Consider the following 16,824-nt stretch of genomic DNA (forward strand, 5'->3'; position numbering starts at 1 on the left):
TTAAGATTTAAAATCGTTATAAATAGGGATTGTTTTGCATGGAGACAATCCTTATCTTTGCAAAAAAACAAACTAAACCCTGACTTTACTGCACAGAATAGATGTGCAAGATTACCGGATGAAACAATTGTACCTACATATAATGAAGTGGTTTTTGCCTGTACTGTTTATCTCGTACATGGCAGGAATCACTTTATTTACTCACTCCCATGTAGTAAACGGGGTAACGATTGTCCATTCGCATCCATTTAAAAAAGGCAGTGAACATAGCCATACGACGGTTGAATTCCAACTCATTCACCTGTTGAATCATGTATTGGTGACAGACAGCGGATTAATACCTACATTCGCGGTCGCTGCTTTATCTCTATTATGTATCCTGTTTATCCGCCCGCAAGTTGAGCCATATCACCGTTCTTGTCCGGGCGTCATATCTCTTAGAGCACCTCCTGTCGCTTAGTCTATCTTTTCGGGAACAGTATTCATCAGTTAGGAACAACGATTAATGATCGCTGCTTCCCTTTCCCTTATTATTATTTTTGATTTTAAACATTAAAAGACTAACGACAATGAAGAAATATCTTTTAGTCCTGGCCGGCCTGTATTGTGTCCTGTCATACGCATTGGCTGAACATCCGGACTACCCTGAACTGAAAAAATCCGATGCGAACATCATAGGCCATGTACTGGATAAGAAAACGAAAGAGCACCTTCCTTACATCACCATTGCACTGAAAGGAACAACGATAGGAACCGTGACCGACGCTACCGGACATTATTTTTTGAAGAATTTGCCGGAAGGTAACTTTATACTGGAGGTTAGCTCGGTCGGCTACAAGACCGTGACCCGCAACGTGACTCTGAAAAAAGGAAAGACACTGGAAGAGGATTTTGAAATAGAAGAGGACGCGATTGCTTTGGATGGGGTAGTGGTTTCCGCCAACCGCAGTGAAACGACGCGCCGTTTGGCTCCTACTTTGGTAAATGTCGTCGATCTGAAGCTATTTGAAACGACTAACTCTTCCACTTTATCGCAAGGGCTGAACTTTCAGCCCGGTGTACGTGTAGAGACAAACTGCCAGAATTGTGGTTTCCAGCAAGTCCGCATCAATGGACTGGACGGACCGTATACGCAGATTTTGATAGATTCCCGTCCCGTATTCAGTGCCCTTTCCGGAGTGTATGGCCTGGAACAGATTCCCGCCAGCATGATTGAACGCGTAGAAGTGATGCGTGGGGGAGGTTCCGCCTTGTTCGGCTCTTCGGCCATTGCAGGAACCATCAATATAATCACCAAAGAGCCTTTGCGCAATTCCGGCCAGCTGTCGCACACCCTTACTGCTTTAGGGGGCGGCTCCTCATTCGATAACAATACCTCCCTGAATGCTTCATTAGTGACGGACGATCATCGTGCCGGACTGTATATCTTTGGTCAGAACCGTCACCGGTCCGGATATGATTATGACGGAGACGGATTCACCGAACTACCTAAATTGAAGAATCAGACAGTGGGCTTCCGCTCTTATCTGAAAACAAGCACTTACTCCAAACTAACCTTCGAATATCACCACATGCAGGAATTCCGTCGGGGAGGGGATATGTTGGACCGTCCTCCTCACGAAGCCCATATTGCAGAGCAGTTGCAACATTCGATTGATGGTGGAAGTTTGAAGTTCGATTATTTCTCGCCAGATGAAAAGAACCGTCTAAGTATCTTTGCGTCAGCCGCCAATACAGATCGGGACAGTTATTACGGACCGGGTAACGATCCTCTGAAAGCCTATGGAAAAACAACGGATTTAACCGCTATGGGCGGCGCGCAGTATGTACATACGTTTGATAAGTGTTTTTTTATGCCTTCTGACCTCACGGCAGGACTTGAATATAACCGTGATCGTCTGAAAGATAATATGTGGGGATATGACCGCCACACGGATCAGACGGTAAATATTTACAGTGCTTTTCTGCAGAACGAGTGGAAGAACGACCGTTGGGGCATTCTGATCGGTGGTCGTCTGGATAAGCATAACATGGTAGATAATGTCATCTTTAGCCCCCGTGCCAACTTGCGTTTCAACCCGACACAGAATATAAACCTGCGTTTGAGCTATTCATCCGGATTCCGTGCTCCGCAGGCTTTTGATGAAGATATGCATATTGAAAATGTGGGCGGAACAGTGGCAATGATTGAGCGTGCGAAGAACTTGAAAGAAGAGAAATCCCAAAGTTTCAGTGCGTCCGCAGATATGTATCACCGTTTCGGAGTATTCCAGACGAATTTCTTGATCGAGGGCTTTTATACAAGACTGACAGATGTCTTCGTGTTGGGCGAACCTTATGACCGTGGCGATGGGATATTGGTAAAAACACGCAGTAACGGTCCCGGCGCGAAAGTGATGGGGCTAACGCTGGAGGGCAAAGTGGCTTATCTTTCCATCCTGCAAATACAAGCGGGACTCACTTTGCAACGCAGCCGATACGATGAACCTCATAAATGGCATGACGACGCACCGGCAGAAAAGAAAATTTTCCGTACTCCCGATACATATGGTTACTTCACAGCTACTTATACTCCCATCAAACCTTTATCCATTGCCCTGTCAGGAACTTATACCGGGAGAATGTTAGTGCAACGCATGGATATCACCGCCGAGAACGCCGAACTGGGCGCAATGCCCGAACGAAAGGCGGAAGCCATCCGTACACCCCGTTTCTTCGATTTGGGAGTGAAACTGGCTTATGACTTCAAGCTATACAAAACAGTCGATTTGCAACTAAACGGCGGAGTTCAGAACCTCTTTGAGTCTTATCAGAAGGACTTTGATAGAGGAGCTAATCGGGATTCCGGCTATATTTACGGGCCTTCTCTGCCGAGAAGTTTCTTTGCCGGAGTGAAGATTAGCTATTAGGTTGTTTCTATACGATTTTGCAGACTTGTCGAGTTTTACAGGGTGTAACTAGTCGGTTTCTCGTCAAGATTCATTAACTTTGTCGGGAAAATAAATGCTAAGCAATGGATATACCGGCTTTACACACACTAACAAACGGCATTATTATCGGAATATGTCTGTCTATATCTTTCGGTCTTGTCTGCTTCAAGCAGATGGCGCACGCCATTAATCCCAAATACAGGCGTGCATGCCATTTCTTCATCGCTGCTTCTCTCATTATCGCTGCCGGTCATTTGGCGGAGTTGCTGGTTGACGGGTTCGGCGTATACCGGTCGTTGGACTTATTCTCAATATTGGTGTTGGTGCTTGCTTCTTCGCAGGCGTTGATGTTCACGTTTATGTTGATATTGCTGTTCGACAGCAGGTACGTCACTTTTGCCAATGTGATGAAGCATGCGGTGCCTTCGCTCGTTTTCATTCTGCTGTATGTGGTGAGTTGCTGCATTGAAGCGGACGTCTGTGTATATTCTTTGGCAGAATGGCGTGCGTGTGTCGTTCACAATCTCCCGTTGGCAGTGCGGACCTTGTTCGGTGTCACCTATACCGTACAACTGTTCGTTTACATCCGCCTCTTTTTCCGTAAAAAACGCCACTACATCACGCATTTAAAAGAATTGACCGGAGAGTGTATCTCCAAACTGGAACTCCGGTGGACGATGCGCGCTTTCCTTTATGCGTTGAGTATCGGCATTGGCGCATGGGTTTTACTTGTCTGTCCGGGACCGATACCCGAGTTTAGTTTCAGTTTCCTTATCGTGGTTTTCTATCCTGCTTTTGCATGGCTGTACACTAACTATCATTACACTTACGAGATGCTACGCCGTTTTATCGTCGAACAGGATGGGAAACTGACCCAACCACCGCTCGAAGCCGATATGGGCGACCTCATCTGTTACCTGCAATCCGGCGATAGCAACCACTTGTTTGAAGAGCTCGAAGCCTATCTGCAGAAAGAACAACCGTACCTCGACTACAACTTCAAGCGTGACGACCTGATTAAAGCTCTTGGCACAAACGAGCGTAATCTCTCCGCCGCTGTGGGGCGTGCCACAGGACTGACCTTGCAAAATTATCTTCTCCGCCTGCGCATCCGTCATGCCATGGACTTGCTCCTGCTTCCGGACTACGCGAACCACACAATCGAAGACATTGCCGGAGCGTCGGGCTTCAAGGCAATGCGCACCTTCAACCGCAATTTCCGCGAATTGGTAAAAATGACTCCTACTGAGTTCCGCCAACAAAAGTCTGTACTTTAAAGGAGAAGGCGATACTCTTTTATCATCAAATGCTGTTGTTTCCATCAATGCATAGGTAGAAGTTTCTCCGAACAATGGAATTTCCGGCAATCCTGCAAGATTTGCAGGATTTTGGCTATACAATGCAGGATTTTGGCTATACCTTTTCGTTGTTGCATATTACTTTTGTCCGAAAAGAGAACACGATTTATTCACCCTTTTAGAAATACAAAAGAAGTATGAAACAACTAAGAATCTTTTTCCTCTGCCTTATGGCAGCAACGTTGGCAACCGCCTGTGGCGACGACAACAATGACGACAACTCCGTGCCCGTAGAGAGCATCACCCTCAATCATGAGACTCTGACCCTGAAATCGGGAGCGACCGAAACGCTGGTTCCCACCATTGTCCCCGACCGGGTGACTGCCGAATCCGTAGTATGGAGCAGTGACAAAACTTCCGTAGCCACCGTAAGTAAAGACGGACTGGTGACCGCCGTAGCTGAAGGAACAGCCACCATCACCGCCACCGCACGCGAAAAGTCCGCCACCTGCCTTGTGACGGTCAGCAACAAGACGCTTGTTACTACCGTAGCCGAACTGAAAACCGCTATTGAAACGGCAGACGGCACTGCGGATGCACCAACACAAATCATCCTCGGTGGATATATTGAGGTTGCTGCGGATGCAGAGCATTTTGCCTTTTCAATAGACGGCAAACACATTGCTATCGACGGCGGAAATAGTCCTATCGGCGGAAATTATAATATTTCCCGTACCGCTAGCGACAAAAGCCTTTTTAAGCTTATAAACGGCGCGTCATTGAAGCTGACCAACCTCAACATTTATGGAAATGCTGATGCCCATTCAGCTGATGTCGCCTGCATATTTGTTAGGGCGTCTTGCAAACTAACGCTGGGTAACGGCTTCGAACTATCTTCCGGCAATGGGAATGATAATGACCAGCTAATTGGTATCTCTGTCGGTGATAATGCCACACTCATTATGGAAGGCGATGCTGAAATCTCCAAAAGCATAAAGGGGCAGGAAGTGCTTGTTGCCCCTACAGGAATACTGCAACTGAAAGGCGGAAAAATAAAAGCAAGGGAGGAGGGAACGTATGGGAGTGAACGGAGCCTCTGTCTGCAAGCTGCGATTAATGGCAATCAAGTGACCATCCCCACCGTTACGGTTGAAAACGAACTTCCGGCGGATTCTGATTTTAGATTAGATCTATATGATTACGTGTTGAGTCGTTCCACTGTCCGGCCAGGAGCCGAAACCGTTGTTAAGGGAACCGACAGCTACACCTTGACTGACAGTGATCTTATGAAGTTCCATCTGATGACTAATACTACTGGGGGCATGGCATATGTCGGTCTTTTCGAACTTTATCTGGACGGTAATGCTATCAAGATGCGTGCGAAATGACAAGCAGCACAGAACGTAACTAATAAATAGATATTCACTTTCCTTAAAACAATCATTATCATGGCAACAAACGAAAAAATCACGCTCAATGTTGACCTTTACGACAACATCATGACCGAGCAAAAAGGCGACTACACCGGACGCGCACGCATCACAGGCAGTCTGCACAACAAAGAAATCGCAGCACGCATCATCAAGGAGCGTACCGAGTACCGGCAGGAGACCATCGAGAACATCCTCGACCTTGCCGACCAGAAGAAGGTGGAAGCCATCGCCGAAGGGAAGAGCGTGGTAGACGGTGTGGGACAGTACATCGTCACCGTACGTGGTTCGTTCCTCGGGGAGAACGCCCAGTTTGACGCCACGAAGCACTCGCTCGGTGTGTCCTACACACCGGGACAACTGCTGCGCGACCAGCTCAAAGCCGTAAAAGTAATCTGCAACGGGCTGGCACAGACGGGGCCGGTCATCAACTCCATCACCGACTCCGTGACGAAGAGTATCAGCCAGGTCATCACTTCCGGCGGTCCTGCCGTTATCAGCGGAAGCAACATTAAAATCCTCGGTGACGACCCTTCGGTCGGCATCTATCTCACCAAAGACGAAGAGGGAGCCGTCCCGTTGAAAGTGTCCGTCATCGTTCACAACGCACCGTCACAACTCACCATCATGCTACCTGCCATAGAAGCCGGAAAGCTCTATGCGCTAAGCGTCACGACACAATATAGCGGAAGCAACAAGGCATTGAAAACGCCACGCTCTTACCGTTTCCCGATTCTGCTGGGTGACGAAAACGCGGGTGGCGGCGGTGGCGGCGGCGAAGCGCCCGACCCTGAAATCCCCGGAGGAGGGGAAGCCCCCGACCCGGCTGCATAAAGAAGCAGGTCACGAATGAGGGCGGACAGTCCGGCTGCAGACAGCGCATCCGCCCTCATGGCAAACAAAAAAAGCGGTAGCCTTTCATAATTTACCCTTTTAAAGAAAACAGAAAGACGCATGAAACAACTAAGAATCTTTTTCCTCTGCCTTGTGGCAGCAACGTTGGTAACCGCCTGCGGCGGCGACGACAAAGACAACTCTACACCGGTAGAGAAAATCACCCTTGACAAGGACAAACTGACGTTTGTGGCTCAATGGAAGATGCGGCCATCCCATTTTCCCGAAGGTGGATTCACGGTGGTGAAAGGAGACGGATACACCTTAACCCAACTCGATCTTGAGAAAATCACCTCATTGGAAATGGACGTCACCGGTAGTTCTGTAACCTCTGAAAACTGCGAACTGGTACTGGATACAGCCGAAAATGCCATCAAGCTGCGTATCAAAGCAACAGCCTATTGAATACGTAAAACCGGAACGGCGGAAAGGGATGTGTGCCGCAGTAGGCTGGGGAGACGTGCCGCAGCAGGCTAGGGAAGCATGCCACAGCAGGCAAGGGGAGCATGCCACAACAAGTTAGGGAAACGCACCACAGCAAGCTGTGGCAATACACCCTAATTTCCCGGCTACGACAGCACAGAACACGCAAAAAGGCAGCAGTTACTCACAGACGAGAGCAACTGCTGCCTTTTTCATGTGTCACATCATATCCTTGTCTACTTCAAGCAAGTGGCGTACGCTGTTAATCTGTTTCGATTTCCCAGTCTCCAATCGTTCTCGTGGTACTGTCGAAGTTGATGCCGACCTTCACCACTTTCCGGTGGTCTGCCTCATAAGGAATCGCATACCCTTTGCTGTTAATTTGCGCCAAAGCCTCTTCTGCGGTGCCGTTCATTTTAAATTCAAGTACATAAATAGCATCCTGCATTTTGATAACCACGTCCGCCCGTCCGACAGCGCTTTTGACTTCGGTATCCACATATTGTCCCATCAAGCGGAACAGAAGATAGAATATAGTTTGATAATGTTTTTCCTCTTTATTGTTCAAGTCGTTCGGAATAGAGGCGAAGAAAGACCGGGTGCGTTCAAGGCAAGATTCAAGGTTCCCCTTCATTAAATCACGCACAAAGGACACTACATAAAAGTTGCTTTCGCGCGTAGGTTGGTAAAGATAAGAAGGGATGAGCGACTCGATAAAGCCGATTCTTACTTCCTCGTTCGGGTAGCCTAATGTATAGGTACGAAAGAAAGTATCGTATGACTTGATTGTGAGATAACCGCTTTGGTAGAGCACCGGAATAGGGTCGGTGAGACAATCCGTAGCCTTGTCGAAGTCTTCCGGCTTGGCGTCCATACGGTCGAGCAGCCGGATGTCAAAGTTCATTTGTTGCAGGAGTTCTATCAGAAAGGTAGGGGTACCGGTAGAAAACCAGTAGTTCTCATAACTCTTTTGGGCAAAAGCATTAATCAGGCTGAAAGGATTGTACACATCCACACAGGATTTACTGAAATGATATCCGTCATATTGCTTCTTCAAGTGGGCACACGCCTCTTCATACGTTTCATCGTTGGCTTGTGCCATCTGTTCGACATCAATTTTCATCTGTGTCAGCAGTTCCTGTTCGGTGATACCGCAGATAGTGCTGTAATTATCGCTCATGCTGACGTTCTGAAGATTGTTAAGTTCGCTGAATATGCTCATCTGGCTGAATTTGCTGATGCCCGTCAGGAAGAGGAAGCGAAGATATTTACCTGACTTTTTTAAGGGGCTGAAGAAGTCGCGCATGATACCACGAATCTCATGCTGCAACTCATGGTTATTGTTACTGTCCAGCATCGGGGCGTCATATTCGTCCACTAATACGACAACCTGCTGCCCGGTTTGCTCATAAGCGCGGCGGATGATACCTTCCAGACGTAAACTAAATGTGTCTTCGCCTTCCTGACGTCCGTAGACGTTTTCCCAAAGTAACAGCTGAACATTGATAGATGCGCGAAGTGACTCTGCTTCCATATATTTACTGCCGCTAAAGTCGATATGTAGCACCGGATACACTGTCCAGTCTTTCTCTAACTGCTCCATGTCCAGTCCGTTGAAAAGTTCTTTCTTTCCCAGAAAATAGGCTTCGAGCGTAGAGACAAGCAGACTTTTCCCGAAACGACGGGGACGACTCAGGAAATAAATCTTATTTGTATTGACGAGTTGATAAATCAGTGCAGTCTTATCAACATATATGTAATCATTATTGCGCAAATCTTCAAAATCCTGTATCCCGATAGGATAGCGCCTGAATGTTCCTTCTTCCATATCAAATTTTTATTAAAATGTGAATGATGAATGCAAAGTTAAGAAAAAGAAGCGGAATAGCTTTCTTTGTTGCCGAAGATTTTCACGTGTCACACCATATCCTTGTCTACCCCGAATTTCTCATCCGTCTGACACTCCCCGGCAGGTTCCACATGCACCAGAATATCATAGACATTATCTATCGAGCTTTCAATACTTTTCTCCACCGCCCCGGCAATCTCATGCGCTTGTGTAATCGTTATCTGCGGATTCACCTCTATATCGAGCGTAATTATATACCGGTTTCCTATCATTCTCGACCTGACCCGGTGCGGATTACTTGCTCCCGGCACTTTCTCGACAGCTTCGAATATCTTATTATACACATTGACATCCTTCACGCCATCCATAAGCTCCACATTCGAGTCGAGAAAAATACCAATGGACGACTTGATGATAAAGAGGCTGATTATCAATCCCGTTATCGAATCGAGTATCGGCAATTTGAATATAAAAGTAAAAATCAACCCTAATAAAACTCCGGCCGAGATGACAACATCATTACGCATATTTATCGCATTCGCCGTCAGCATGGAACTGTCTATTTTCTTTCCCTGTTTGTACTGGTACGAAGCCAGCATCAGTTTGCCGACAATAGAGAATATAGTCACATAGATAGCGATAGCCGATGGTATCTCTTTCACTTCATCTGAAAAGATGCTTTGAATGGAAGATATCAGCATTTGCATACCGGCATAAAATATCACCAGTGACAGAATCTTTGTCGCGATGCCTTCCGCTTTCTCATAACCAAATACATATTTCTTTGAAGGAGGACGGTTGATGAGGCGTGCCGTAAAAATCATAACGATAGAGATAACGACGTCGGTTGCCGAGTCGATACCGTCGCCCACTACCGCCAAACTACCGGCCCATAAACCGATGATGATTTTTGATGCGGACAGGATTGCATTGCCAATGGTGCTAATCCATGAGGTTTTGATTAAGATGTTCTCTCTTGACATTGAAGTGACTCTTTATAATTAATTGTTTGATTGCGATTGGCTAGCAAAGATAAACATTTATAGGAGTCTGTGACGTCAAGTCGCAAAAAAACTTTTTCCGGGTTTTTAGTAGTTTCTATGTTTTAGTTGTATTATATATAGATGGTCAATTAAAGACAGGACAAATCATTTATTAAATAGTTAACCGCATGTTCAAAAAACTAAGTAGTTCTTTACTCATTGTATCAGCTTGTGTTTTTTCTTCTTGTACGCCCACCGTCAAGCAAGAGATTGCAATCCTACCTACCCCCGTTAGTCTGACCGAGCAGTCGGGCTCGTTTGTTTTAAAAGACGGAATGAAGATTGGAGTTTCCGATCAGTCCTTGTTTCCGGCTGTCGGGTATCTGCAGGAGATTCTTCGGAATGTCATATCGTCTTCTGTTGAAGTCACTACCGATCAGAATCAGGTAGATATGTATTTCCAGTTGAAAGATACCGGTGGAAAGCCCGGCTCTTATAAACTTGAGTCTACACCGGAGTCTGTTCGGGTAGAGGCAACTGACTATTCGGGCTTTATTTCTGCGATTACTACTATTCGCCAGTTGCTTCCTGCAACGATAGAAGTACAGGGAGAAAAACAAACTTATTCGATTCCTGCCGTGCAAATAGAAGATGCCCCCCGTTTTGAATGGCGTGGATTTATGCTGGATGCTTCCCGTCATTTCTGGAATAAAGATGAGGTGAAGCATGTACTGGATCTGATGTCTTTGTATAAACTCAATAAATTCCACTGGCACCTGTCCGACGACCAAGGTTGGCGTATAGAGATCGAGAAGTACCCGTTGCTTACGGAAAAAGGGGCCTGGCGTAAATTCAATACGCAGGATCGTACCTGTATGGCACGTGCGAAAGAGGAAGATAATACCGATTTCCTGATTCCGGAAGATAAGATACGCATTGTGGAAGGAGATACGCTGTATGGAGGCTATTATACTCACGATGATATCAAAGAAATTGTAGCCTATGCTGCACAAAGAGGAATTGATGTCATTCCCGAGATTGATATGCCGGGACATTTCCTGGCGGCTATCGGTCAATATCCGGAATTGGCGTGCGACGGATTAATCGGGTGGGGGGAAACATTCTCTTCTCCTATCTGTCCGGGTAAAGATACAACGCTGGAGTTTTGTAGGAATGTGTTCAAAGAAATTTTCGAGCTTTTCCCTTATGAATATGTGCACATGGGTGGTGATGAAGTGGAGAAAGCCAACTGGAAGAAATGTCCTCTCTGTCAGAAACGTATTCGTACGGAAAAACTGGGTTCAGTAGAAGAGCTTCAGGCATGGTTTGTACGTGACATGGAGAAATTCTTCCTTGCCAACGGAAAGAAACTTATTGGTTGGGATGAAGTGGTAACCGACGGATTATCTTCCGATGCTGCTATTACATGGTGGAGAAGTTGGGCGAAAGACGCGTTGCCTACGGCGACCGCACAAAAGCAGAAAGTGATTGCTTGTCCGAATGAACATTTCTATTTTGATTATGCGCAGGATCAGAATTCAGTAAAGAAAATACTGGCGTATGATCCGTGTGCGGATGAACGGTTATCACCGGAAGAGAAGAAATACATCTGGGGTGTACAGGCTAATCTCTGGGCTGAATGGATTCCGACTATGAAACGCATTGAATATCTGATTGTTCCCCGCATGATTGCATTGAGCGAAATAGCTTGGGCAGAGCCGGCTGCTAAACCAAGTCTCGAAGAGTTTTATCGTCAGCTTGTTCCGCAGTTTAAACGGATGGATGTGATGAGGGTAAATTATCGTGTGCCCGATTTGCAGGGATTCTATAAAGTGAATGCATTTATTGATGAAACAGCAGTTGACTTGACTTGCCCGTTGCCCGGCACTGAAATACGCTATACGACAGATGGAAGTATGCCTACCAAGGAATCAGCTCTTTATGACGGTGCTTTGGAAGTGGAGGAGACTACCGATTTTGCTTTCCGTACTTTCCGTCCGGATGGTTCTCCATCGGATGTGGTGCGTACCAAGTATGTAAAGGCTCCTTATGCGGAGGCGGTGACTGCTCCGGCTGCTTTGCAGTCCGGCTTGAAAGCAGTATGGCACGATTTTCGTGGTAATCTTTGTGCGGATATTGAAGCAGCTCCTGTCAAAGGGGAGTATGTGGTGGAATCGGTATCTATCCCCGAAGAGGTGAAAGGAAATATCGGTCTGGTGTTGACCGGCTATCTGGAAGTTCCTGCCGATGGTATCTATACATTTGCCCTTCTTTCGGACGACGGTAGCACATTGATGCTCGACGGTGAATTGTTGGGAGATAATGATGGAGCACATTCGCCGGTGGAGATTATTGTGCAGAAGGCATTGAAAGCCGGGCTTCATCCGATAGAGGTGCGTTACTTCGATTGTAACGGAGGCGTATTGCAGATGGAACTGGTGAATGAAAAAGGTGAAAAAGAAGTATTGCCAAGTACGTGGCTGAAACATGAATAACTATTCTGTTGTTTTAATCATTACTTATTCGTTATAGTCTGAATAGCAAATTTCATTATTTTTAGGTATTGCTCGTCTTGCCGGTGAGCGGTACCTTTGCAGAAAATAATTGAAAACTTATGCGAATCAGTGAGAGACGAGTCGAGATTAATCATATATCAAAGGTGCACATGCACCGGATTGAATGGGATGAAGAGAGCTTATAGAAATATAAGCTCTCTTTTTTTTTGAACGATTTCGAATATTGTTCTTTTTTGAAAACAAGCGATAAGTTAAATGATTGTCGAACTTAATATAGATTGAACGTACGTTATGAGTACATTGAAAAAACTTCAGAACTACATGGGTAAACGGAAAGTGCTTTTGCCTGCGGCAATGCTACTGTCTGCCCTAAGTGCCCTGGCGGGCATGTTGCCTTATATTCTTATTTGGCTGATTGTGAGAGAACTGCTTGAATACGGAGAGATAACCTCTTCCGGTAATGTGGTGACGTATGCCTGGTGGGCGGCAGGCATGGCCGTGGCGAGTATCGTCCTTTATTTTGCCGCCTTGATGTCTTCGCATCTTGCAGCTTTTCGGGTTGAATCGAATTTGCGCAAAGAAGCCATGCGCCAAATAGTGCGTATGCCTCTCGGTTTCTTTGACATTAATACGAGCGGACGTATCCGTAAGATTATAGATGACAATGCAGGGGTTACCCATAGTTTTCTGGCACATCAGTTGCCCGACCTTGCGGCTACTTTTCTAGTGCCGTTGGTAGCTGTCATACTGATTTTTATGTTCGACTGGATACTCGGTCTGGCATGTATCGTTCCTGTAATTATTGCCATGCTGGTTATGGGATTTATGATGAATGCGGAGGGACGGCAGTTTATGAAAAGCTACATGACTTCTCTGGAGGAAATGAATACCGAAGCTGTAGAGTATGTGAGAGGAATTCCCGTAGTGAAGGTTTTCCAGCAGACCATTTACTCTTTCAAGAACTTTCATCGCTGTATCATGAATTATAATAAAATGGTATTCGGCTATACACGAATGTGGGAGAAGCCGATGTCGCTCTATACCGTTATTATCAATGGCTTTGTGTTTTTCCTTGCTCCGTTGGCTATTTTGCTGATCGGTTATTCTGGTAATTATGCATCGGTATTACTTAATTTCTTCCTATTTGTTCTCATTACTCCCGTATTCTCCCAAAGTATCATGAAAAGTATGTATCTCAATCAGGCTTTGGGGCAGGCGAGTGAGGCCATCGGACGTCTTGAAAATCTGGTTGCTTATGAGCACCTGACTGTTGTAGCGCATCCACAACCGGTAAAGGAATTCAGTATTCAGTTCGAAAAGGTTTCCTTCAGCTATCCGGGAGCTAATCAAAAGGCGGTGGATGATATCAGTTTCACCATTACGCAAGGAAGGACAGTAGCTCTTGTCGGAGCTTCAGGCGGAGGGAAAACGACAATTGCCCGTCTTGTTCCCCGTTTCTGGGAGGCAACAGAAGGGAAGGTTTTAATAGGTGGCATCAATGTAAGAGAAATCGCCCCTGAAGAACTGATGAAACATATTTCTTTTGTGTTTCAGAATACAAAGCTATTTAAGACTTCTTTGCTTGAAAATATCAAATATGGTAATCCCAACGCGACAATGGAGGAAGTGGAACGGGCAGTAGATATGGCACAATGCCGGGAAATTATCAATAAACTTCCGCTCGGACTAAATACAAAGATCGGTACAGAAGGAACGTATCTCTCCGGCGGGGAACAACAACGAATCGTGCTCGCACGTGCGATACTGAAAAATGCCCCCATCATCGTACTGGACGAAGCGACTGCTTTTGCCGATCCCGAAAATGAGCATCTGATTCAGCAAGCCCTGAAAGAACTGACAAAAGGAAAAACCGTATTGATGATTGCCCACCGTCTTTCAAGCATCACGGATGCCGATAATATTCTTGTGATTGACAAGGGTAAGATTGCGGAACAAGGCACACATGCCAAACTGCTTGAAAAACAAGGTATCTATTATAATATGTGGAATGAATACCAGCAATCCGTTCGCTGGACAATAGGAAAGGAGGTTTCTAATGATTGAAGTAATAAAAAGACGTTTTGCCCTTTCAACTAAAGGAGCAAAAGATTTCTGTAAAGGTGTGTTTTTCACTACACTGCTAGATATTGTATTGATGTTGCCGGCGGTATTTGTTTTTCTCTTTCTTGAGGAATATCTTCGTCCGGTGTTTCAGCCTTCGGTTTCGGTGACGCATGGTATTCTCTACTATAGCATACTCGGTATTATCTTTATGATAGTCATGTATATATTTGCGGTATTGCAATATCGTAGCACCTATACCACCGTTTATGATGAGAGCGCGAACCGGCGTATCTCATTGGCGGAAAAACTTCGCAAGTTGCCTCTGGCTTTCTTCGGCGAAAAGAATCTTTCCGACCTTACCGCCACGATTATGGATGACTGCACTGATCTCGAACATACTTTCTCGCATGCGGTTCCCCAGTTGTTTGCTTCCATTATCAGCATTCTGCTTATTACCGTCGGTATGGCATTTTATAACTGGCAGTTGACGATTGCTTTGTTCTGGGTAGTGCCGCTTGCCGCCGCAATTCTTCTTTTCTCGAAGAAGGAAATACAGAAAAGCAATGAAAGTAATTATCTGAACAAGCGAATGGTGACTGAACATATTCAAGAAGGACTTGATACTATTCAGGAGATAAAATCTTATAATCAGGAGAGGGACTATCTGGAGAAATTGGATGCAAGCATCGATACCTATGAAAAGGTACTGACCCGTAATGAACTGGTGCTCGGCATATTGGTAAACGGTTCCCAAAGTGTATTGAAACTTGGCTTGGCAAGCGTCATTATCGTCGGTGCCAATCTCTTGGCTTCGGGGACAATCGATTTGTTTACCTATCTTATATTTATGGTGATCGGCTCGCGTGTATATGCTCCGATCAGCGAGGTGATGAATAATATTGCCGCTTTGTTCTATCTGGATGTGCGTATCAGCAGAATGAATGAGATGGAAGCATTGCCGGTACAGCATGGAACTACCGATTTTACTCCTAAAGGCTATGACATCGAGTTTCAGCAGGTAGACTTTGCTTATGAGCAGGGAAAACAAATATTGAAGAACTTGTCCTTTACTGCCCGACAAGGCGAAAAAACAGCTTTGGTGGGTCCTTCGGGCAGTGGCAAGAGTACGGCAGCCAGGTTGGCAGCACGTTTTTGGGATATTCAGTCGGGAAAGATTACCCTCGGCGGACAGGATATCAGCCGGATTGATCCTGAAACGTTACTGACGAACTATTCCGTTGTTTTTCAGGAAGTAGTTCTTTTTAATGCTTCCATCATGGATAATATCCGTATTGGCAAACGGGATGCTACGGATGAGGAAGTCCGGAGAGTTGCCCGCCTAGCACAATGTGATGAGTTTGTCACTAAAATGCCGCAGGGATATCAGACGATTATCGGTGAGAACGGGGAAACATTGTCAGGTGGTGAGCGGCAGCGTATTTCCATCGCCCGCGCTTTGTTGAAGGATGCTCCAATTGTTTTGCTGGATGAGGCTACTGCTTCGCTCGATGTGGAAAATGAAACCAAGATACAGGCAGGCATATCGGAATTGGTACGTAACAAAACAGTACTGATTATTGCGCACCGTATGCGAACCGTTGCCAATGCCGACAAAATTGTAGTATTGGAGAATGGAAGTGTTGCTGAAATGGGAACACCGGAGGAATTGAAAAAGAAAAATGGTATATTTGCCCGGATGGTGAACAGACAGGTTACAAATATGAATGGATAAATAGCAGTGATACTATGCAGTTTTTGAAGGGAGATATACAAGAGCGAATCTTGAAGGTAGCCGAAGAAGTGTTTCTGGAAAAGGGATACAAGGATGCCTCTATGCGTGAAATAGCTTCGAGGGCAGGGGTGACGGTGAGTAATATCTATCATTATTTCACCAATAAAGATGAGATATTCCGTACGATTCTGAAACCGGTATTGAATGATCTGTATGCTATGATTTATAATCATGATGCCGATCAGATGACAATCGATGTCTTTATGGATTCGGATTACCAGAAAACATCTGTACGGGAATATATCAGATTAGTCTCTGAACATCGTGACCGTTTACGGCTGCTGCTTTTTCAGGCACAAGGTTCTGTTTTGGAGAACTTCCGTTCCGAATATACGGATTTGATGACGCGTACGATTTCTGTCTTTTTTCAAGGAATGAAACAGAAATATCCGCATATCAATATAGCAATAACCAATTTTTTCATTCACTTGAATACGGTATGGTTGTTTGCCTTACTCGAAGAGTTGGTGTTGCATCCTGTGAAGAAGGAGGAGATGGAGAAATTTATAGCGGAGTATATCGTTTTCGAAACGGCTGGTTGGAAAGAGCTCATGAATGCATGAGCTCTGGCTCAGTTGTAATTCTTGGGGGATTAAGTTTAGTCAATTCCCTTCATGCATATACCTTTGCTAGCCTAAAAAGGAA

12 protein-coding genes are annotated in these 16,824 nt (G+C 45.6%); 10 read left to right on the top strand and 2 right to left on the bottom strand.

What is annotated here, in order from left to right; translation table 11 throughout:
* Positions 1-118 precede the first annotated feature (118 nt).
* The 6 genes from KFO40_RS16740 to KFO40_RS16765 all read left to right on the top strand — a co-directional run bounded on the left by KFO40_RS16740 (position 119) and on the right by KFO40_RS16765 (position 6,957).
* A complete protein-coding gene (locus tag KFO40_RS16740) occupies positions 119-460 on the top strand; it encodes a hypothetical protein (RefSeq protein ID WP_008770610.1) in 342 nt (113 codons plus the stop codon).
* A gap of 109 nt (positions 461-569) precedes the next feature.
* Positions 570-2,909 carry a TonB-dependent receptor gene (locus tag KFO40_RS16745; protein ID WP_004312544.1) on the top strand — a complete coding sequence of 780 codons (2,340 nt, stop codon included), beginning with the start codon at positions 570-572 and terminating at the stop codon, positions 2,907-2,909.
* 104 nt (positions 2,910-3,013) lie between these two features.
* Complete coding sequence (locus tag KFO40_RS16750) at positions 3,014-4,207, top strand: AraC family transcriptional regulator (protein ID WP_211146611.1); 1,194 nt, start codon at positions 3,014-3,016, stop codon at positions 4,205-4,207.
* Positions 4,208-4,425: 218 nt separating this feature from the next.
* On the top strand, positions 4,426-5,616 hold the full coding sequence (locus KFO40_RS16755; RefSeq protein WP_211146612.1) for an Ig-like domain-containing protein: 1,191 nt from the start codon (positions 4,426-4,428) through the stop codon (positions 5,614-5,616).
* Positions 5,617-5,676: 60 nt separating this feature from the next.
* Positions 5,677-6,492 carry a DNA-binding domain-containing protein gene (locus tag KFO40_RS16760; protein ID WP_008022903.1) on the top strand — a complete coding sequence of 272 codons (816 nt, stop codon included), beginning with the start codon at positions 5,677-5,679 and terminating at the stop codon, positions 6,490-6,492.
* A 120-nt stretch (positions 6,493-6,612) separates the two neighbouring features.
* Positions 6,613-6,957: a hypothetical protein gene (locus KFO40_RS16765; protein WP_004312540.1), complete on the top strand. Its 345-nt coding sequence runs from the start codon at positions 6,613-6,615 to the stop codon at positions 6,955-6,957.
* Positions 6,958-7,237: 280 nt separating this feature from the next.
* Here the strand turns inward: KFO40_RS16765 and KFO40_RS16770 are convergent, their stop codons facing one another.
* Both KFO40_RS16770 and KFO40_RS16775 read right to left on the bottom strand, forming a co-directional pair.
* Complete coding sequence (locus KFO40_RS16770) at positions 7,238-8,803, bottom strand: ATP-binding protein (protein WP_211146613.1); 1,566 nt, start codon at positions 8,801-8,803, stop codon at positions 7,238-7,240.
* An 89-nt stretch (positions 8,804-8,892) separates the two neighbouring features.
* Entirely contained in the window at positions 8,893-9,807 is a 915-nt protein-coding gene (locus KFO40_RS16775; protein WP_008022898.1) for a cation diffusion facilitator family transporter, read from the bottom strand.
* Between the two features lie 188 nt (positions 9,808-9,995).
* Here KFO40_RS16775 and KFO40_RS16780 point away from each other — a divergent pair, with 188 nt between their 5' ends.
* From KFO40_RS16780 to KFO40_RS16795, 4 genes are all read left to right on the top strand, one after another.
* Complete coding sequence (locus KFO40_RS16780; RefSeq protein ID WP_087318812.1) at positions 9,996-12,302, top strand: family 20 glycosylhydrolase; 2,307 nt, start codon at positions 9,996-9,998, stop codon at positions 12,300-12,302.
* A 312-nt stretch (positions 12,303-12,614) separates the two neighbouring features.
* Complete coding sequence (locus tag KFO40_RS16785) at positions 12,615-14,387, top strand: ABC transporter ATP-binding protein (protein WP_008019731.1); 1,773 nt, start codon at positions 12,615-12,617, stop codon at positions 14,385-14,387.
* The gene (locus KFO40_RS16790) at positions 14,380-16,119 is read left to right on the top strand and encodes an ABC transporter ATP-binding protein (protein ID WP_009040477.1); all 1,740 of its coding nucleotides are present in this window, start codon (positions 14,380-14,382) and stop codon (positions 16,117-16,119) included. The genes KFO40_RS16785 and KFO40_RS16790 overlap by 8 nt, the downstream gene beginning before the upstream one ends.
* A 14-nt stretch (positions 16,120-16,133) precedes the next feature.
* Entirely contained in the window at positions 16,134-16,742 is a 609-nt protein-coding gene (locus tag KFO40_RS16795) for a TetR/AcrR family transcriptional regulator (RefSeq protein WP_004312534.1), read from the top strand.
* The last annotated feature ends 82 nt before the right edge of the window (positions 16,743-16,824 follow it).

Origin of the sequence: Bacteroides sp. 1001302B_160321_D4 (genome assembly GCF_015667765.1) — a bacterium.
In the GTDB taxonomy this organism is placed as follows: Bacteria; Bacteroidota; Bacteroidia; order Bacteroidales; family Bacteroidaceae; genus Bacteroides; species Bacteroides xylanisolvens.